The organism is Paraburkholderia sp. CNPSo 3076 (assembly GCF_026343935.1).
GTDB lineage: Bacteria > Pseudomonadota > Gammaproteobacteria > Burkholderiales > Burkholderiaceae > Paraburkholderia > Paraburkholderia nodosa.
On the sequence record NZ_JAPMAL010000030.1, the window covers coordinates 26006 to 44885 of the forward strand.

Genomic DNA, 18880 nt, shown 5'->3' on the forward strand with positions numbered 1-18880 from the left:
GGTAGCGCGGCAGTCTGCGCTGCTGCCCTGCCCTGCCCGCCCGGCGTCCGCACTGCATGCAACACGCTACGGCGCGCCCGTGGCGCGGCCCCCTCGCGCCCTAGTCCGAACTTCAATTCGTGGGAGAAGTCGTCATGTCATCCGCTGCCTCGACCGCAGGCAATGCTTTCCTGAGAAACCGGTGGACTCCACTCTTCATCGGCATTGCCTGTATGGCACTCGTCGCCAACCTTCAATATGCCTGGTCACTTTTTGTGATCCCAATGAAAACGCAAAATCTCTGGTCCGGCGCCGCGGTCCAGCTAGCGTTTTCCATCTTCATTCTGGTCGAAACCTGGCTCGTGCCGATCGAAGGCTGGCTCGTCGACCGCTTCGGCCCCCGCCCCGTCGTCATGTGCGGCACGGCGTTCGTCGCGCTGAGCTGGGTGCTCGATTCGTTCGCCACGACTCTACCCATGCTCTACACCGCTTCGGTGATCGCCTGACTGGGAGCCGGCTGCGTCTACGGCACCTGTGTTGGCAACGCACTCAAATGGTTCCCCGACCGTCGCGGCCTCGCCGCGGGCCTGACCGCTGCGGGCTTCGGCGCCGGGGCCGCGCTGACGGTGATACCGATTGCCAACATGATTCACGACTCGGGTTATCGGCAAACGTTCTTCGTGTTCGGCGTATTCCAGGGCATCGCCATCTTCATTCTGAGCATTGCGTTGATCCGCCCGAATCCTGGCCCCGGCATCAAGCCCGTCGCGCGCGTCGTGACGAGCAAAGTCGACTACACGCCACGCCAGATGGTCAAAACGCTTCTCTTCTGGATGATTTATCTGTTGTTCGTGCTCGTCGCCGCCGGCGGTCTGATCGCGACCGCCCAACTCGGCCCGATCGCAAAGTCATTTGGCTTTGCCAGGCTGCCAGTACAATTCTTTGGCGCGACGCTGCCGTTGCTGACGCTGGCGCTATCGATCGACAATCTGCTCAACGGGCTGACCCGCCCCATCTGCGGCCTCCTGTCAGACAAGATCGGCCGCGAAACACCATGCTGATCGTGTTCGTTGGCGAGGGGCTGGCGTTGCTGGGCATGAATGCGTTCGGTCACGATCCTTATGCATTCCTGATCTTCGCGCCGCTGATCTTCCTGTGCTGGGGAGAAATCTTTTCGATCTTCCCGGCAATCTGCGCGGATACGTTCGGTAGCAAATACGCGGCGTCGAATGCGGGCACGCTCTATACCGCCAAGGGCACGGCGTCGTTGCTCGTCCCGATTGCTTCGCTTTTGGCCGCCGGCGGATCGTGGGAGCACGTCCTGATCGGCTCAGCCGTCGTGTCGATCATCGCGGGGCTGTCGGCCAAGTTCATTCTCGCGCCCATGAGAAAGCACCGCTTCGCAGTTGCGTCCAGCGAGGTTGCGCCGGCCATGCAAACACAATGAGAAGTTGGGTGGCTGCGACGGTTCGGCTTTGGAGCGTGCCCGGACCGTCGCGGTAGCAGGCAGCGAATTGTCGGGCTTCTGTAAGCAAGGCGGCTTATGTGGAGATTACAAGTCGCCTGCCCGATGTTAACTGTTTCTTAAGTCTGCCGCGTCAAGCTATCGGTGCCAGCTACCGACCCACCCCGGGTCCGTAGCGCTGACGCCTGGCTGGAGGCACAGACCATGAACCGGACACTCAAACTGGCCGCGCTTGCGGCCGCCCTGCTGGTACCGTCCCTTTCTTTCGCCCAACCCTCGAATGGATCGCCCACGCGTGCGCAGGTTCGCGAGGAGTTGGCCCAGCTCGTACGAGCCGGCTACAAACCGACTGGACGCGACAACAAATATCCTGACGACCTGCATGCGGCCCAGGCACGCGTTGCAGCTGAAGCCGCGGCACGGCGAGCAGCACCCGCGCCCGCCTCGAATGAGCAAAGCGATTGATACGATGTCGTACGGTGGTTCGCAGGACGCTTGACGGACGTTCAACGTTCGTCAAGCACGTCTCAACGCGTACAGCTGCCAGGCTAATCCCTTCGAAGCGGCTTCCTGTTCGGGACCTACTCGCTGGCGAGCCCATTGCGCCTTTGAAGCAGCCTGGTCTAAGGCTCATCGGCCCCAACCTGGTCGAGTGCATTCAGGTCATCGGAGAAATCGTCAGGCTGCCCGGCAGCAGTTTCATGGGTGCGCGGCGGAGACTTGACGACCGGCGGCGGCACTGCGCCCATGCCTTCATCGATACGCTGCAGCAAGTAAGGAAAGAACGGATTCGACGCGATGCGGAACATCGAATCGAGCGTCAGGATCAGGGTGCCGCGCTCGCCGCGCGGCGCAAGCGTGCCGAGGTGCTCATTGAAATTTTCCGAATCGTCCGGTGCAATGCCGTACAGCGGGTCCGTGATCGGGAACGGTATCGCGACGTGCGATAACGAGAAGATTTCCTGCGGATAATCGATATCCAGCGGTTTGGTCCTCGTCTGCACTTCAGCCGCGTAGGTGCTGCGCTCGACGGTATGCGCGGAGTCCGGCGAGGCGTTGCCAATCACCGTCGTGCGATAGTTCTGGGGACCGGTACGCAGCAGCCGTGAAATCGCCGTGTAGGATGCAACGCGCAGGAACGTCCTGAAACGCACGCTGCGGTTCACGTCGAATAACACCACTTCGCTGCCGTTCTCAGGAAGCTTGTCATAGAGCGACGACATGATCGCCGGCGTGCTGACCGTGAAGTCGGTCACGGACTGGAAGGTCAGGACCGGCGGCAGCGTGTCGAGACGGTTCTCGCGCTCGAGCCTTGCCATTTGCTCCTGGATCGCGGCGGTCAGCAGGTACGATTGACGCGCGCCGTTCACCGGGAACGAGTTGTATTTGAACGGATTGAATTCCGGAATGACGCCAAGCCATGCGGCACGCGCGAACGCTGGCAATATTGCCGGCAATCCGGCGAGGCCGGCAAAGCGCGCGTAGCGCGTTACGCCTATCATCGGGGAAATCAGCACCAGTCGGCTCGGGCGCGTCAGCGCGGGATTCTCGATCGCGTCGAGCGCGTATTGCAATGCCAGCGCCCCGCCGTTGGAGAATCCCACCAGTTCGAGCGGCTTGTCCGGGCCCACACGCCGGCGCGCTTCCCGTATGGCGAGCCGGGTGGCCGCAGCCCACTCCTGCCAGTGGACGTTTGCCAGCCCGGCCGGCACCGTACCGTGCCCCGGCAAGCGGATGCCGATGGCGACGAAGCCGCGATCGCGATAGTGGCGCGCGATGTGACGCAAACTGAACGGCGAATCCGTCATGCCATGCAACAGCACCACGGCGCCAACGGGTGGACCCTGCGGCTCGAGAATGTACGAACGGTTCCAGTCTTGCGCGAAGTGCCCCGGATAGATCGGCGCCCCTTCGTAGTACCGGTTCGTCGGGATGCGCTCGGACGGCTTCAATTTCTCGACGACGTTCACGCGAACCGCCTCGAAAATGCGTGCTTCCGCATTCATGTAGGCGTTCCAGTCCCCCGCATCCATTTCCTCGACAGTCATTTCGCGCGGCACGTAGGTGTGCCAGACCGCGAGATCCGGGCTGCGCTGCGAATACCAGGCGCGCATGCCGAATGCGAGTATCACCAGCAGGACTGCAACCCATGCACCTATCTTTATTACCTTTAGTGAGGTGCGTATCATTGTCGTTCTCTTTCGTTATTGATATCGGGGAATCAAAAATACACGCACCTCGCAATAGCCGCGCATCACTTGCGACCGGCTTCGAATTCTCATAGGAACGTTAGCTTGCCGTTTCGAATGTCATACATCGAGCCCGCCATTTTCACGTTCCCCTTATTTTCCAGATCGGACAGAATCTGACTCCCACTGCGGATAGCGGCTATCGCACCCTGAACGTTCGATCGCGCGACAGCATCGACGAATTCATCATTTTTACTGGATCGCTCTCCGGAATATTGCGTTGCGTCGATCGCCGGCTGGATCTTCTGAAGCAAACCCGTCAAATTTCCCAGTTGAACGTTGTCGATCGCCCCCTTTATCGCCCCGCATGCGGTATGGCCCATCACCAGAATCACTTTCGCACCCGCAACGGCACACGCAAACTCCATACTGCCGAGTATGTCCTGGTTTGCGACGTTTCCCGCAATCCTTGCATTGAAGGTGTCGCCGATTCCCATATCCAGAATGATCTCGGCTGGCGCGCGCGAGTCGATACAACTGAGGACGATTGCTGCCGGGTACTGGCCACTAGCGCTCGCTCTCTTCTGCGCGAGAAAGTCCTGCTTTTTCATCTTGCCGCTGCGAAACCGTTCGTTGCCGGCTTTCATCATTTCGATGATCTGATCGGGAGTCAGCGCATTGCGCTGCGATTCGGACAACGCCGCCGCCTGTATGTCGCCCGCAGTGAACGGCATGCCGGCAACGAGCGTCGCCACGCTTATGCCAGCCTTGATCCATCTGCGTCTTCCGCCATCGGCCGGGTCGTCGGAAACATCAATCGCCGTGTTTGCAGACATTGGATTCTCCTTTTTGACGGAGGTCGAGCCTTGACTCGGAAAAGGATCTTGATCGACGTTCGCTAACAACCTCAAATCAGCGTGAAGGAAATGTGAAGATGGTCAGACAGAGTATAGGCGGCGCGAGAAATCGTGATATCTGGCTGCGCCACTGTGACGAGGGTTGAAACTTCTCCTGGCGTTCGCCTTCGGCGGCCGCCAGGGTGCGCCAGCGCACGTGGGTCGGCTCCTGCGGGAGCATCTCTCGTTTCAGCGGAAAATCCGTACCGCCTGCAGCTATAAAGATAATCCTTCTTATCACAAGAAGACTATTTCTACGCTAAACTTCGTCACATGAAAACGCGTCACACACCCCTTCCCGCACCCGCTTCCGCCGAGCCGCCCGGATTCCCCGACGCGGACGAACTCGCCATGCTGCGCGCGTGGTATGCAGGCCTCGCCGTGCGGCCCGCCGTCGAGCGCTATCTACCCTCGGCGCTCGGCGACGGGAAGTCGGCGCGTGGCGTGCTCGGGCGCATCCGGCGCAGGCTCGTTGCCCTCGCGCGCGCGGCGCATCGCGACGATCTGGTGGCGCTGTTCGAACATCCGGTGGAAGAACGCGAGCGGCACGCCAAGGCAGTCGCGCAGGCGATCGACAGCCTGCGCACCGCGCGCCCTCCCGAACCCCAGATCGCCGACGACATCGCACAGTGGTTCACGCCGCGCGCCGTGCGGGTGCTGTACGCGCACGGCATTACCACACTCGCCGATCTCACCGTGCGTATCCCGCGCCGCCGCCAGTGGTGGAAAGCCGTGCCGGGACTCGGCGTGGCGAGCGCCCGCGCGATCGAGGCGTTCTTTGCGGTCTGGCCGGCACTCACGGAAAAGGCGCGCGCGCTCATCGTGGCGAGCCAGCGCGGCGACATCGCACCGTGGGAGTCCCTGAAGCTGCCGCACGAAGTCGACGGCTCCGAAGGCACCTTCCGCGCACCGCGCGCGACCTGCACGCTGGACGCATCGAACGACTATGAAGCCATCCAGACCTGGCTTGCGCTGCACGAGTCGCCTGCTACGCAGCGGACCTACCGGAAGGAAGCCGAACGCCTGATCCTCTGGGCGATCGTCGAGCGTGGCCGCGCGCTCTCGTCGCTCTCGACCGAAGATGCCATCGCCTACCGCGCGTTCCTGCGCCATCCGGCCCCGCGCGGCCGCTGGGTCGGCCCTGTGCGGGCGCGCACGTCGCCGGACTGGCGGCCGTTCAATGGCAGCCTCTCGGCGCGCTCGGTCGCGCATGCGCTGTCGATCCTCGGCGCACTGTTCCGCTGGCTCATCGAGCAGCGCTACGTGCTCGCCAATCCGTTTTCCGGTGTGAAAGTGCGCGGCGCGAGCGGTGCGCAGGCGCTCGACACCTCGCACGCATTCAGCGAAGGGGAATGGGCGCTGGTGCGCACGATCGCAGACGGCCTCGAGTGGTCGTACGGCTGGTCAGCGCCGGCGGCACAGCGGCTGCGCTTCCTGCTGGATTTCGGCTATGCGACCGGCCTGCGCGCGAGCGAGCTGGTTGGAGCCACGCTCGGCCACGTCGAGACGGATGCACGCGGCGATCACTGGCTGCGCGTGACGGGCAAGGGAAAGAAGCTTGCGCGCGTTGCCTTGCCGCCGCTCGCGTGGGAGGCGCTCGCGCATTATCTGGCCGAACGCGACTTGCCTGTCGGGCCCGTGCGCTGGAATCCGGCGACTCCGGTCATCGGCAGTCTCGAGGCCGACAGCGACGCCGCGATCAGCAGCGTGCGTTTGTGGGGGGTGCTGCGGCGCTTCTTCCTGCTGGCCGCCAAAGCCATCGAGGCCGATCATGCGCCGCTTGCGGAGAAGCTGCGCCGCGCGAGTCCGCACTGGATGCGCCACACGCACGCCACGCACGCGCTCGGTCGCGGCGCGGAACTCACCACGGTGCGCGACAACCTGCGGCACGCTTCTGTCTCGACCACCTCGATCTATCTGCACAGCGACGAGGTCAAGCGCGCACGGCAGATCGCGGACGCGTTCGGCAAAGCGAAATGAATCCACGTGCACCGGATGGCTCACGAGGTCGTAATGGCGACGGGCGGCGTCAGCAGAAATAAGCGACTTGGCAGCCGCTTATTGGGCCGGCGTCGTCGGGTCTTCTTGCGCGAGCCGGGTCAAGACGTCTGCGAGTGCGCGAATCTTGGTCTGTGCGGCGCGTTGCGAAGGATAGACGAGGAAATAGCCCAATCCGTTTTGCGCAACCTCGCTGAACGGCATGACGAGTGCCCCCGCCTCAGTTGCGTAAGCAGGTCGATGGCCACTGCCAGCAGAGCATTTCCCTCGGCTGTCAGCGTCAGCCCTGACGCATGGCGCACGAACAGCGCACATCGATAATGGTCTTCCAGTTGCTGAACCTGACGGCTCACCGCCCCCTGCGTTCGACATAGGTGGTTAGCGGCCTTGCTGATGCTGCCAAGTTCTGCCGCGGCGACGAATGCCTGGTATGCAGACAGTGGCGGTAAAGCGCGCGTGAGGTCAGCCAGAGGATATGCACGATCCGCATACCCGGGTTGCGAATTATTCGATTGTTCGGTCATTGCTGCGTCGCTATCGTGGCTGCGTCAGACCCTCGCTCCTTCGTGCGGGCAGACCTGTCAACTTACGTTCGGAGAATGATTGTGGGTTCATCACTGGAAGCACTATACATGCGGCAGATTCGCACCTACCTGAGCGAACTGGAGCGGGGCGACGTCGCTGCAATCTGTGCCTTGTTCACGCCGGACGCCCAGATATTCCTCGCCTTTTCTCGGCTGGATGCGCCCCGCGCCTTTCTTTGCAAAGGTGAATGCCGCGTCGGGCGAAAGCCGGATCAGCCCCATTGACATCTGCGTCAGCACAACGGGAGCGCGACGTGCGATCGGTTATTTCGTCTACGACTGGGGGCTGAAAGACGGCTCCGCGGTGAAATTCGAGTGTGTCGATGTATTGGAATTCGACGAAAGCGGCCGCATCGAACAGATGATCATCTGTCTACGACACGCATCCCATTCGCAACACGGTAGGCGACAAATACGCGTAGCAGCGACGGGATCTTTGCCGCGTGATGCAATAGTTGGACGACGCGCCGTTCATCACCTCCCCTGGCGAAACCAGCTTCGTCGACAGAAGGTGCCCGGATTGCGCGTGGCCCTATCGCTAACGATGCGTTATATGACCTCTGCTTGTCAGCGCCGCTGGTAGACGACGCCCTGCGGTGAGAAGCGATCCGGTTCAGGTTCTTCGTCGAAGCGTCGATGCGCTTCAGCAATGGCCGGCTGGTTGTTGTTCGCCCAGTTGACCAACGCCATTACCGGCTCCAGCAGCGTGCGTCCCATTTCGGTAAGTGCGTAGTCGACACGCGGCGGAATCGTCGCATACATCGTGCGGGTAACCAGCCCGTCGCGTTCAAGCCCACGTAACGTCAGCGTCAGCATGCGTTGCGAGATGCCGTCTATTTTCCGCTTCAGTTCATTGAACCGCCGCGGCTCACTGGCCAGCGTAGCGATGATGTAGAGGCTCCATTTGTCGCCGATCCGATCGAGGATTTCACGGGTGGCCTTGCAGCCACCGGCGTCGGGTTCGGGCATCTCCCAGGGGAGATCAGTGTGACTCAGTGACATGCATGTGCCTTCTTGTGAAGCAAGGACAGGAACAATACCATCCTGCGTATGGTTAGGTAATCGACAACCGAAAAGTTACCTAGTTCTTGTTATATACCAAGGAGCCAACATGAGCCACATCCTGCTGATCACTTCGAGCCCTCGCGGTGCCGACAGCCTGTCAACGAGATTCGCCAGCGAGTTCGCCCAAAGACTCCGCGAGCAGCACCCAGGCAGCACACTGACCATTCGGGATCTCTATTCCGATCCGCTGGCCCATATCGATGAAGCCTACGTCGTCGGCCGCACGCTTGCACCAGACGCACGTACCCCAGCGCAGGCAGAGGCTGTCGGCGTGGCAGAAGCCCTGATTGGCGAGCTGGCCGCCGCCGACACGGTCGTGATCGGCTCGGGCATGATCAATTTCGGACCGCCCACGCAACTCAAAGCATGGTTCGATTATGTGACCTGGCCTGGCGTGACCTTCAAGTACGACAACAGCGGCGTAGAAGGCCTGCTGACGGGTAAGAAGGTCTATTTGTTCACTGCCGCCGGCGGCGTTTTCTCGGATGGTCCCTACGCACCGCTGGACTACCAGTCAGGCTACCTGAAGCATCTTCTGGGCTTCATCGGGCTGACTGACGTCGAGCATCTACGCGTGGAAGGCGTGGCTTATGGACCTGAAGCCGCAAAGACGGCAATCGCCAACGCCGAGGCGGCAGTGCAATCGCTGCTGTCGGAGGCTGTCTGATTCCATTGCGGCACAAAGACGATCGCCCTCTTCTGGCGCTGGAACCTCATTAGACGTCCTGAATGAAGGAACGATTGCTGCGGCCTTTCAAACTTACTGGGATTTACTAACAGGAATGTTGCAGTTGCAACCGGACTCGGCCGGACCGGGTCGTTTCGGCGTGAAGTGGTGGAAAGGACTAGAGAGACGCCGGTCACGGCGGTGATCGGATGTCGGGGAACCGATTCCGCGCAGGTGTATCGGGTAGTTGCCGGCCATGAGGTGACGCTCGCCCCTCCCACCCTCTGGAGTAACCATCATGGAAGCGTCTCTGGCTCGAGGACCACGGTACGTGACATCCTGCGGCACGCTTGCGTTTCGACCGCCTCGATCTATCTGCACAGCGACGAGGTCAAGCGCGCACGGCAGATCGCCACCGCATTTGCGAAGGCAAGGTAGCGCTCAGCGACATCCGGCCCAGCGAGGAACTGCGTGTTGAGCATGCGCTGAAGAGGCGTCAGCGGCCGCGCAGTCCATGAACGCGCCGGGTCTAACGCGAAACACATCAAGGCCGTTGTTCATGACAAGGCTTGCGCTTCCGAATAGTACCGGTTTGGCGCGGGAAAGACTCCTGTCATGACTTCAATCAGGAACGGGCCGTCATATCGACTTGCTTCACCGAGAACATCATCCAGCTCGTCGATTCCGTTAACCACGCGTGCCGCCACACCAAGCGACGATGCAAACGCGGTCCAGCTATGACGGGGCAGTCTGGTGAACTGCTCCGAAATCAGACCGCCCCTCAGCGCGTCGATGTGAATTGCGCCGTGAGCCGAGTTGTTGAGGACGACGTAGATCACTTTGACGCCGTAGCGAGCTGCCGTCTGAATCTCCGTTCCGTGCATCATCATGCATCCGTCGCCCGTGACTACGACGCAAGGGCGTTCGGGGGCCGCAAGCTTGACACCGATTCCGGCTGCGATAGCCCAGCCCATCGGCGCGAGTACGTTGGACGAAAAGTAGTTGCCCATGCCCGAAGAAAGCCAGTAGTGGGCCATGAATATACGATGGGCGCCGGAGTCCACCACGACGTTGCTGTCCCCGGGCAACAGTTGGCACAGGCGCTTGATGACAGCGCCAGGATAAAGCGATTCAATGTCGCGGGAAGCCCGCGCGGCAAAGTCCTCGAACTGGCTGTCGTACAGGGGAATCTGGTTGACCCCGGTGACCCATGCCCTTCTTCTTTCGAGCACTTTCTGGAACTCGTCGTGGGTGCCCGTGTTCATCTTGGCGAGCAACCGGAAGGTGGCCCCAATCCCGGAGAAAATGCTTCGCTGGGCAATGTGACCCATCGGCGGGTGATCAAAGCTGTCATCGAAGACAAGCAGATCCTTCCCCTCGGTCAGCTTCCTGCTCCAGTTCATGCTGTCACGCTGGTTCAGATCGCTGCCAAATACAACGAGCGCGTCAAGCTCGTCCGAATTGACCACACGTGCGGCGCGCGAATGGCTTGAGAACCCGTAGATGCCCAGCGCGAGTTTGTGTCCCTCGGGAAACGCACCCTTGCCTGCCAGCGTCGTCGCGACAGGAACGTGAAATTTCTCGGCAACCTCAAGAAGCGCGCTTGCGGTCTCCGCGTCATTCCCGCGACTACCAATCAAAAACGCGACTTTCTTAGACCGGAGCAAATACAGGCTGCACAGGGCGTCCAGTGCGGTACGGTTGGGGGGCGCTTCGCCCATATTGAATTCGTGCTGGGCGTAGGGTTGCCGTGCTACCTGCGGACCGGGAGGAACGTCCTGCTTTTGAACATCAACAGGAATACTGATGAATGACCGCGCCCGACGCATCCAGTTCAGCCCGTCCGTCGCACGACGCAGCTCCGCCTGAACATTTTCCTTGTTCTTCAGCTCGACGACGTTCGTCATTAAGCCTTTGACCACGCCACTTTCAAAAATGCCACCTGAAGTCGCATCCTGGAAGGCCCCTTTACCCTCCGCACTCGATGAGATGCCTCCTGCAATATAGAGCATCGGAATCCGGTCTGCGTGAGCTGCGGCCATGCCGGGCACGAAGTTCATCGTGCCGGGACCGGAAATTCCTGCGCAAACGCCGAATTTGCGGCTGGCGCGCGCATAGCCATCGGCCATGAAAGCGCTGCCCGTCTCATGAGCGCCAACGATGCCGCGAATGGAAGGCGACTCGTCAATTGCATCCAGCAGCGGGTAAATCAGCTTTCCGGGAACCAGGAATACGTGGTCGATTCCTGCGGACTCCAGCGACTTCACAACCATCTTCGAAACGTTGAGCGGAGCGGAAGATCTCATGGTCTTTGGTTACGATCCGGGCGGAAATCAACAATCGAATCCTGCCGCTCTCCATCCCGGGGTGATGCGCGGCCTTCGGGCATGAAACGCACCGAAGCCGGCGACAACCGGTGCCGGGAGACAGCAGGATGGCCTTTGACGCGCTGCACTTTCCGCTGCAGTCGCGTCTCGCGCTACTTCCCCGGGCCCGCTCGTAACGGGCCCGCGTGTCTCCATCCAGGGCGTTCCTCGTCGCCGGCTGCGGCGTCACTCGCACGCGCTGTCTGCGCGGCTGATACCGTTTCCGCTGGCCGTCGATGATCATACGGCGAGCGTCATCGTGGTTCTGCGTCCACTCGATCTCGACCTGCCTGCGCTCTTTCTGAATCGCCGCCCAAACCTTGCGGTCCGGTTCAGAACGTCTGCCAGTCCGATGTGCCGGCAGCGGTGGCAGCCAGAACCTTACTCCCGCCCCCGGACGGCTCTGGCATCACCGCGGCCTTTGTCGTTGTTGCAGGAGAGGACGTGAGGCGGTTCCGGCCGACGGTTTGCGGGGCCTTCTCCCGCTTCGTCGCCAGCGATGAAGTCGCTTCGTTGCCATTGAACCTGAAGAAGGCCACGGCTTTACGCAGGCTCTCCGCCTGCTGTGCCATCGTCTGCGCGGCCGCCGATGCCTCTTCCACGAGCGCGGCGTTCTGCTGCGTGACCTGGTCCATCTGGTTGACCGCCTGATTCACCTGCTCGATACCAGTGCTTTGCTCGCTCGATGCCGACGAGATTTCGCCCACGACGTCCGTCACGCGCTTCACCGATTGCACGACTTCCTTGATTGCGCCGCCTGCTTCTTCGACAAGCCTCGAGCCTGTTTCGACCCTGTTGATGGAGTCGGAGATCAACTCCTTGATCTCCTTCGCGGCAGTCGCACTGCGCTGCGCGAGCGTGCGGACTTCACCCGCAACGACGGCGAAGCCGCGCCCCTGTTCTCCTGCGCGAGCCGCCTCGACTGCTGCATTCAGTGCGAGGATGTTGGTCTGAAAGGCGATGCCCTCGATGACGCCGATAATCTCGGACATTCGGGTCGAACTCGTGGAGATGTCGCGCATCGTCTCGACGACGCGACCAACGACTTCGCCGCCGCGCTGCGCCACGCCGGAGGCTGCACCCGCGAGCGTGGCAGCCTGCGTTGCATTGTCCGTGTTGTGGCGGACCGCTGCGGTCAGTTGCTCCATGCTCGACGCGGTTTCTTCGAGCGACGCGGCCTGCTCCTCGGTGCGGCTCGATAGATCGAGGTTGCCTTGTGCGATCTGCGCGCTCGCAGTCGCGACACCCTCAGCGTTTTCGCGCACGTCCGACACGACCCGCATCAGGGCCTCGCACATGGACTTCAGCGATGCCATGAGGCTGTTTGTGTCACCGGCGCGCAGGTCAATACTCACGTTCAGGTCACCCGCCGCCACGCTTCTGGCCACGGCGGCGGCGGTCGCAGGCTCCGTACCCAGTTGCCGGGTTACGCTACGCATCATCCAGATGCCGATACCGAGGCCGATCGAGACGGACATCGCCACGAGGACAAGCATCAGATTGCGGCCTTCGCCATACACGGCGTCGTTGGATTCCGCCGTCCTTTGCGCGTCGCCCTGCTTCAGGGTAACCAGATTGCCCATCAGGACGAGCGTCCTGAAACCCTTCGTGTGATACTCACCCAGCATGTATTCAGTCAGGCCATCCCGATCCTGTAACGCGGCGGAATTGATCTTGCCTTTCATTTCGTTGAAGGCCTGGATGTAGTCCTGCCAGCCCTGGTCAAGCTCGGCGAAGGTCGCCTTCCCCTTGTCGGTATAGACAAGAGGCTCTGCCTGGTTGAGGTGATCGCGCGCCTGGGCCAGTGCCTTGTCAGCCTGGTCCAGCGAGCCAGCCCGCTGCTCGGCCGTTGTGGCCAGAACCGCATTGCGTAGATAGGTTCCGACTCGTAGTACGTCCGCATTTGCCTGCTGGATCAGATTCAGTCCAACAAGATCCTGTCGATACGTCTTGTCCGCATTTGCGCTGATTTGCGCCATATTGTGCAGACCGATCCCGCTGACGGCAGCGCTGATGGCCGAAACCAGGATGAAAGCGCCGATCAGTTTGGCGCCGAGTTTCATGTTGCCAATATTCATAGTTCACTTTGGTGAGGATGAAAGAACCAGAATGCATAAGCGGGTTCGTGCACAGGTTGACGCGCTATCAACCCGAATAGTCCAGCAACCGTGTTTCGACTAAACAAACAAGCGCAAACTCGTGGCGCGTGTGACGCCTGGCACCGGTGCACTGCCACGCCAACACCGGAAACAGCACGGTACATATCTGGTTATCGGCGGCATTATTTATTTCTTCATACAAATTGTTCATCTGCCGGCGAGATTTTTTTACATCGATGCAAGGCCATTGGAACCGTGCGCGCGGCCCAATGCAGCTGCGAGATGCAGGAATTTCTCGTGCCTTCTCACAGGCGCATCCTGGGAATCCGAAAGCGTTTCCAGTAACACAGCTGTCATAGACTTGCCATCGATTTCATTACACAAATCTTTCATTATTTCCTGGCGCGACATGGTCCAATGTCCGGCAAAACGAACGGTGGCAACACTGAAAAAAGCTTGCGACAGCGGCTTGATTGCGAGAATTCAGTCGTAATTTTCTGTCGCCATTGTCATTTCTTACAAAGATTATCTGCATATCCAATTGCCGCAATATTTATTTTTAAGGCGCTTTTCCATGGTCTTAGCGGCATTCCCGGTGCTCGTTTCTCTAAAAGAACCACATACACCTCCAACGGGGAAATAATGAAACACAATAAGCGGGCGAACCCGCAGCGTTTCAAATCGGAACTCACGCTTCTGGCCAGCGCCATTTCACTGTCATCTCTCGCGGCGTGCGGTGGCGGTGGCAGCAGCCAGTCGGCAACCTCCACCTCAACGACCACTCCTTCGAGCATCGGCGGCACCGTAGCGGTCGGCGACGCGCTCGCGGGTGCGAACGTCACGCTGGTATCCAGATTCAGGCAGGGACGGACACGAGCGCGAGTACTCCGGCTGAGGTGGACGGCTGGTGGACGGGTGTGCCGACGGCACAGAACGGTCAGTATTCGGAAGCGGTGACGGCCGGCCTCGCGCAAAACGGTGTGCAGACTTGTACCAGCGCGTGCTCGTTCCCGGCGCTCACAACGGGAGTTTCGCGTCTCGTGCAACTCAATTGGGGAGCCGAAGGCGGGAGCTACTACAACATCTGGAAGTACAACGACTAAACGTTGCCGACCACTGGCTCCCTGAAGCAGGGGTGCGTGGGTGCCCCGCAAGTGGCATCCACGCGTATCAGCTGGCCGAGCCCATCGCCGATTGCTGATAGTTTTCAAGGCCGATCTTGTCGACCAACCCGAGCTGGATTTCCAGCCAGTCGATGTGATCCTCGGTGTCGTCCAGGATCTCGACGAATATTTCCCTCGACACGAAGTCCCGAACCGATTCGCAGTACGCAATGGCTTCCTTGCACTGTGCCTGCGCAGTGCGTTCGAGCTTGAGGTCGCATTCGAGCACTTCGCGAACGTCCTCGCCGATCAGAAGTTTGCTAAGGTCCTGCAGATTGGGCAGGCCGTCGAGCATCAGAATCCGCTCGATCAGTTTGTCGGCATGCTTCATCTCCTCGATCGACTCGTCGTATTCATGTTTGCCGAGTCCTGCGAGACCCCAGTGTCCGTAAAGCCGCGCGTGCAGAAAATACTGGTTAATCGCCGTCAGCTCGTTCTTCAGTTCCGCATTGAGATATTCGATAACTTTCGGATCTGCTTGCATGACTCCCTCCGGGGCGCTGTGTCGGGACAATTTCAACGAGCATAGACATTGGACGCGGGCAGCGCACGAACGAGAGCATCAATAAGAAGAATTCCGTGTGCTATCCGCTCGGTTTACGCAGAGGAATGACGCTTTAACCCGCCCATTGGCCGTGCGTTGTTTGCGAACAACCGGATCAACCCAGCCCGATGTCGACACGATCCGCTTGCCTGATGGCGGGAAACACGATCATCCACACCACTGCGGCGACGATCGTTCCGATTCCGCCAAGCGCCACGGCCGCAACCGTTCCAAGCCACGCGGCGGCCGCGCCGGACTCGATGGCGCCCAGTTCGCTCGATGCACTAATGAACAGTGCGTTGGCCGCCGACACGCGCCCGCGCATCACATCGAGCGTCGCAAGCTGAATCAGAGAGGTGCGGATGTTGACGCTGACCATGTCGCTTGCGCCCACCAAGGCGAGGGCCAGCCACGACACCCACGCCGAGCGCGCCACGCCGTAGAAGAACCCAAGCCCTTTCATATGCAGCGTGGACAACGCGAAGAATGCAAGCGCGCAGAAACCTTGAAGCGCGAGGCCGGCAACAACGAGCGGGCACGGCGACAAGCGATCGCAAAGCTCCCCGACGGGCAGCGTCATCAACATAGCCGGGATGAACTCCACGATGCCGACGATGCCGAGCGTGAGCGGCGTCTGCAAAACCTTGTAGACGGTCCATCCAACCACGACGGACAACGCAAGCGTCGACGCTTCCGAAAGGAAGCGCACGCCGAGACACACCGGCAGGTCCCGCCGTCGATAAACCTCTTCGCACGCTTGCGTGTTCATCGAAATCTCCGAGCCCTGCGCACCGGCGCATGCTCGCTGGCGCGCGCTGGACTCTCGCGGCCCCTGAAAGCTTCCCGGCCTGCGAGCGTGCCGGCGGATCGGGTATGATCGCGGCAGCATCGAGTTCCATACGTATTCCTTACGACTGAATTTCCATGGAAACAGATATGTCGACGTCAGAGCCGGACCGTGCGGGCTCCGTGTTCGAAGTCCTGCGAGTCTTTCTGAAGTTGGGCCTGACGTCCTTTGGCGGTCCCATTGCCCATATCGGCTACTTCCGCCGCGAGTTCGTCGAGCGGCGCCGCTGGCTCGACGACGAAACCTTCACGGATCTGGTCGGTCTCTGCCAGTTTCTCCCGGGCCCCGCCAGTAGTCAGACCGGTTTCTCGATCGGTCTGCTGCGCGCCGGCTGGCCAGGCGGGCTCGCAGCCTGGTGCGGCTTCACGTTGCCATCCGTCGCGCTATTGATCGCCTTTGCCATTATCGCGCCTGAACTCGGCGGGCCCGTGGGCAGCGGGCTGATTCACGGACTGAAACTCGTCGCCGTTGCCGTCGTCGCGCAAGCCGTATGGGACATGGCGCGCCGCCTGTGCCCCGAGCACCGCCGCGCCGGCATTGCACTCGTTGCGGTCGTGCTTCTCGCGGTCATGACGACGGCGTATGCACAGTTGATCGTCATCGTGCTGGGCGCGGCGCTCGGTATCGTGCTGTGCCGGTCCACGACGGCGGGAACCATCGCCGGTACGCGTCAGCATACGCAGGAGTTTCGCGTGTCGCGCACCGCCGGTCTGTTCGCGCTCGCCCTCTTTTGCGGCCTCCTTTTCGGGCTTCCGGCGCTTGCCGCGTTCGACACGACGCATACCGTCCGCGTGTTCGACGCCTTCTACCGCTCGGGCGCCCTCGTGTTCGGCGGCGGTCACGTGGTGCTGCCGTTGCTGCAGCGTGAGACCGTGGCGACGGGCTGGGTCTCGCCGAACGACTTTCTTGCGGGCTACGGAGCCGCCCAGGCCGTGCCCGGCCCGCTCTTCACGTTCGCCGCTTTCCTTGGATGGATCATGAGCGGTCCGTCCAGTCATGTGCTGGGTGCCTTCGTGGCGCTGGCGGGCATCTTTTTACCGGGCCTGCTTCTCGTGCTCGCCGCGCTGCCCTACTGGCAAGCGCTTCGCGCCCATCCCTCCATGGCGGCCATGCTGGCGGGCGTAAATGCTGCCGTGGTCGGACTGCTCGCCATGGCGCTCTATTCGCCGGTGTGGACGAGCGCCGTCCAGTCACGGTTCGACTTTGCGGTCGCGACCATCGGCTTCTTTTTGCTCACGCGCTGGAAAGTGCCGCCGCTCGTTGTCGTCGTGGTTTCGGCGGCGGCCGGCGTGGCCGAGATGCTTTTTCGCTGAGTGGCGAAACTCACCCTCGCCAGGCTTGAAGAAACCTGAGCCACGCCGTCGCGCCAGGATCGGCGTGACCGATACTGCGTTCCTGCACCCAGGCCGCGCGCCCTTTCTTCGACTGCAACGCGGCCGTGGCGCGCACCTGTCGCTGCGCCGTGTCGATCATCGCGTCGAGAAGCGCGCGCTCGTCGACGCCTGATTCGAACGCTTCGAGCGTATCGAGGCTCGGCACGAGTGCATCGAGCACCGTCTTGTCGCCGAGCTGCGATTTGCCCCGCTCGGCTATGCGCGCGGCCACGGCGCGCCCCATGGCGAGCGCTTCGGCCCGGCCCGCAACGTGGCTGCCCACCACGGTCTTCGCCGCGGCGAGCAGCCCGCCGCCCACGAGCGCGCCGAACGTCGAAGGGTTCGCCGTCGAAAACGCCTTGCCCGTAGCGTTCAGCACGTCGCCCAGCGCGGCGTCGGGCGGCAGCTTCGCGATGGCATCGGCTGCCGCGAGCGAGCCTGCCTTCACGGTCACGCCCAGGTCGCCGTCGCCGAGCGCGGCGTCGAGCTCGCGCAGTTCCTCCGCGCTGGCAGGCATCGCATTCAACGCGCCGATGAGCCGCGCTCTTACTTCGCTTACGGAAAGACTCATCGCGCACCTCCCTCGTCCACGCGCCATCCTTCGCGCCAGAACGGCGAGCGCACCGGCGCGTCGAGCAGCGTGTCGAGTTCGTCGTCGAGTTGCATCACGGAAATCGAAGCGCCCGCCATTTCGAGGCTCGTCACGTACTCGCCCACATAGGCGCGCGCCACGCGCAGTCCGGCGGCGGCAACGGCCTGCGCGGCGCGCCGGTACAGCAGATACAGTTCTTCGAGCGGCGTCGCGCCGAGTCCGTTGACGAGCAGCGCCACGCTCGCCCCCGCCTTGGCCTGCAAGTCGCCGAGGATCGCGCCCGCAAGCCGCTCGGCGATGGCATCCGCGCTCTCCAGCTTGCCGCGGTGCGTGCCCGGCTCGCCATGAATGCCGATGCCGATCTCCATCTCGCCATCGGGCAGCGTGAAGGTGGGCTTGCCTGCCGCCGGCAGGATCGTCGGCGAAAGGCCCACGCCCATCGTGCGCGTCGCGCCGTTCGCCTTTGCGGCAATGCGCGCGACGTCGTCGAGCGTGTCGCCGCGTTCGGCTGCCGCGCCCGCACACTTGAAGCCGAACACCATGCCCGCCACGCCGCGGCGATCCGAGGCCCGCTCGGACGGCGCGGAAGCGACATCGTCAGCGACGAGCACGGTGCGGGTCTCGATGCCGTCGGCGTCGGCCAGGTCCGCGGCGAGGTCGAAGTTGAAGACGTCGCCGCCGTAGTTGCCGTACAGGTAGAGCACGCCCGCGCCGCCGTGCACCGCCTTGGCGGCCTCGTAGATCTGCTCCGACGATGGCGACGAAAACACGTTGCCCACCGCCACGCCGCTCGCGAGCCCCTTGCCCACGTAGCCGAGAAAGCCCGGCAGGTGCCCGGAGCCGCCGCCCGTCACGATGCCGACCTTGCCCGCGTTCGGCGCGTCGGCGCGCACGAGCGCGCGGCGGTCGGCCGTGACCGGCTTGAGCCAGCCCGGATGGGCGAGTAGCAAGGCGTCGATCATCTCGTCGACAAAATGATCAGGATGATTAATGATCTTTTTCACGTGTCGCGTCTCCAGTAATGGGTGGTCTTCGCACCACCGCTCACGTTGA

At 61.8% G+C, this 18880-nt stretch carries 16 protein-coding genes and 4 pseudogenes; 8 read left to right on the forward strand and 12 right to left on the reverse strand.

Features of this window, described 5'->3' with window-relative positions:
* Nucleotides 1-134: 134 nt before the first annotated feature.
* Nucleotides 135-1426, forward strand: a pseudogene (gene oxlT / locus M3A49_RS30545) (oxalate/formate MFS antiporter).
* A gap of 222 nt (nt 1427-1648) precedes the next feature.
* The gene (locus M3A49_RS30550) at nt 1649-1909 is read left to right on the forward strand and encodes a DUF4148 domain-containing protein (RefSeq protein WP_266232303.1); all 261 of its coding nucleotides are present in this window, start codon (nt 1649-1651) and stop codon (nt 1907-1909) included.
* Between the two features lie 158 nt (nt 1910-2067).
* Here the strand turns inward: M3A49_RS30550 and M3A49_RS30555 are convergent, their stop codons facing one another.
* Both M3A49_RS30555 and M3A49_RS30560 read right to left on the reverse strand, forming a co-directional pair.
* Nucleotides 2068-3633 carry an alpha/beta hydrolase gene (locus M3A49_RS30555; RefSeq protein ID WP_266232304.1) on the reverse strand — a complete coding sequence of 522 codons (1566 nt, stop codon included), beginning with the start codon at nt 3631-3633 and terminating at the stop codon, nt 2068-2070.
* Between the two features lie 89 nt (nt 3634-3722).
* Nucleotides 3723-4469, reverse strand: coding sequence for a carbonic anhydrase family protein (locus tag M3A49_RS30560; RefSeq protein WP_266232305.1), 747 nt, complete (start codon nt 4467-4469; stop codon nt 3723-3725).
* 333 nt (nt 4470-4802) lie between these two features.
* Here M3A49_RS30560 and M3A49_RS30565 point away from each other — a divergent pair, with 333 nt between their 5' ends.
* Nucleotides 4803-6509 carry a site-specific integrase gene (locus M3A49_RS30565; RefSeq protein ID WP_266232307.1) on the forward strand — a complete coding sequence of 569 codons (1707 nt, stop codon included), beginning with the start codon at nt 4803-4805 and terminating at the stop codon, nt 6507-6509.
* Nucleotides 6510-6742: 233 nt separating this feature from the next.
* Here the strand turns inward: M3A49_RS30565 and M3A49_RS30570 are convergent.
* Nucleotides 6743-7051: pseudogene (locus M3A49_RS30570) on the reverse strand (LysR family transcriptional regulator); the annotation flags it as partial.
* A gap of 75 nt (nt 7052-7126) precedes the next feature.
* Here M3A49_RS30570 and M3A49_RS30575 point away from each other — a divergent pair.
* Nucleotides 7127-7533: pseudogene (locus M3A49_RS30575) on the forward strand (nuclear transport factor 2 family protein).
* Between the two features lie 145 nt (nt 7534-7678).
* On the opposite strand, the gene M3A49_RS30580 reads toward M3A49_RS30575, so the two are convergent.
* Nucleotides 7679-8113, reverse strand: a complete 435-nt coding sequence (locus tag M3A49_RS30580) for a winged helix-turn-helix transcriptional regulator (protein ID WP_028203666.1) — start codon at nt 8111-8113, stop codon at nt 7679-7681.
* Nucleotides 8114-8222: 109 nt separating this feature from the next.
* Between M3A49_RS30580 and M3A49_RS30585 the strand changes: the two genes are divergently transcribed.
* Together M3A49_RS30585 and M3A49_RS30590 are read left to right on the forward strand one after the other, a co-directional pair.
* Nucleotides 8223-8843, forward strand: a complete 621-nt coding sequence (locus M3A49_RS30585) for an FMN-dependent NADH-azoreductase (RefSeq protein ID WP_266232308.1) — start codon at nt 8223-8225, stop codon at nt 8841-8843.
* Between the two features lie 318 nt (nt 8844-9161).
* Nucleotides 9162-9281 (forward strand): annotated as a pseudogene (locus M3A49_RS30590) (site-specific integrase); the annotation flags it as partial.
* A gap of 119 nt (nt 9282-9400) precedes the next feature.
* On the opposite strand, the gene M3A49_RS30595 reads toward M3A49_RS30590, so the two are convergent.
* From M3A49_RS30595 to M3A49_RS30610, 4 genes are all read right to left on the reverse strand, one after another.
* Nucleotides 9401-11149: a thiamine pyrophosphate-binding protein gene (locus tag M3A49_RS30595; RefSeq protein ID WP_266232310.1), complete on the reverse strand. Its 1749-nt coding sequence runs from the start codon at nt 11147-11149 to the stop codon at nt 9401-9403.
* A 392-nt stretch (nt 11150-11541) separates the two neighbouring features.
* Complete coding sequence (locus M3A49_RS30600; RefSeq protein ID WP_266232312.1) at nt 11542-13287, reverse strand: methyl-accepting chemotaxis protein; 1746 nt, start codon at nt 13285-13287, stop codon at nt 11542-11544.
* Nucleotides 13288-13536: 249 nt separating this feature from the next.
* Entirely contained in the window at nt 13537-13719 is a 183-nt protein-coding gene (locus tag M3A49_RS30605; RefSeq protein WP_266232313.1) for a hypothetical protein, read from the reverse strand.
* Between the two features lie 98 nt (nt 13720-13817).
* The gene (locus M3A49_RS30610; RefSeq protein ID WP_266232314.1) at nt 13818-14150 is read right to left on the reverse strand and encodes a hypothetical protein; all 333 of its coding nucleotides are present in this window, start codon (nt 14148-14150) and stop codon (nt 13818-13820) included.
* A 75-nt stretch (nt 14151-14225) separates the two neighbouring features.
* On the opposite strand from M3A49_RS30610, the gene M3A49_RS30615 reads away from it, so the two are divergent.
* Nucleotides 14226-14411 (forward strand): hypothetical protein, encoded by a 186-nt coding sequence (locus M3A49_RS30615; RefSeq protein WP_266232315.1) that lies wholly within the window; start codon nt 14226-14228, stop codon nt 14409-14411.
* 67 nt (nt 14412-14478) lie between these two features.
* On the opposite strand, the gene bfr is transcribed toward M3A49_RS30615, so the two are convergent.
* Nucleotides 14479-14955 (reverse strand): bacterioferritin, encoded by a 477-nt coding sequence (gene bfr / locus M3A49_RS30620; RefSeq protein WP_254354672.1) that lies wholly within the window; start codon nt 14953-14955, stop codon nt 14479-14481.
* 175 nt (nt 14956-15130) lie between these two features.
* Nucleotides 15131-15784, reverse strand: a complete 654-nt coding sequence (locus M3A49_RS30625; RefSeq protein ID WP_266232316.1) for a hypothetical protein — start codon at nt 15782-15784, stop codon at nt 15131-15133.
* A 155-nt stretch (nt 15785-15939) separates the two neighbouring features.
* Here M3A49_RS30625 and chrA point away from each other — a divergent pair, with 155 nt between their 5' ends.
* Nucleotides 15940-17175, forward strand: coding sequence for a chromate efflux transporter (chrA, locus tag M3A49_RS30630; protein WP_266232317.1), 1236 nt, complete (start codon nt 15940-15942; stop codon nt 17173-17175).
* Between the two features lie 10 nt (nt 17176-17185).
* On the opposite strand, the gene M3A49_RS30635 is transcribed toward chrA, so the two are convergent.
* Together M3A49_RS30635 and M3A49_RS30640 are read right to left on the reverse strand one after the other, a co-directional pair.
* Nucleotides 17186-17806, reverse strand: a complete 621-nt coding sequence (locus tag M3A49_RS30635; protein ID WP_266232319.1) for a DAK2 domain-containing protein — start codon at nt 17804-17806, stop codon at nt 17186-17188.
* Complete coding sequence (locus M3A49_RS30640) at nt 17803-18831, reverse strand: dihydroxyacetone kinase subunit DhaK (RefSeq protein ID WP_266232320.1); 1029 nt, start codon at nt 18829-18831, stop codon at nt 17803-17805. The genes M3A49_RS30635 and M3A49_RS30640 overlap by 4 nt, the downstream gene beginning before the upstream one ends.
* Between the last annotated feature and the right edge of the window lie 49 nt (nt 18832-18880).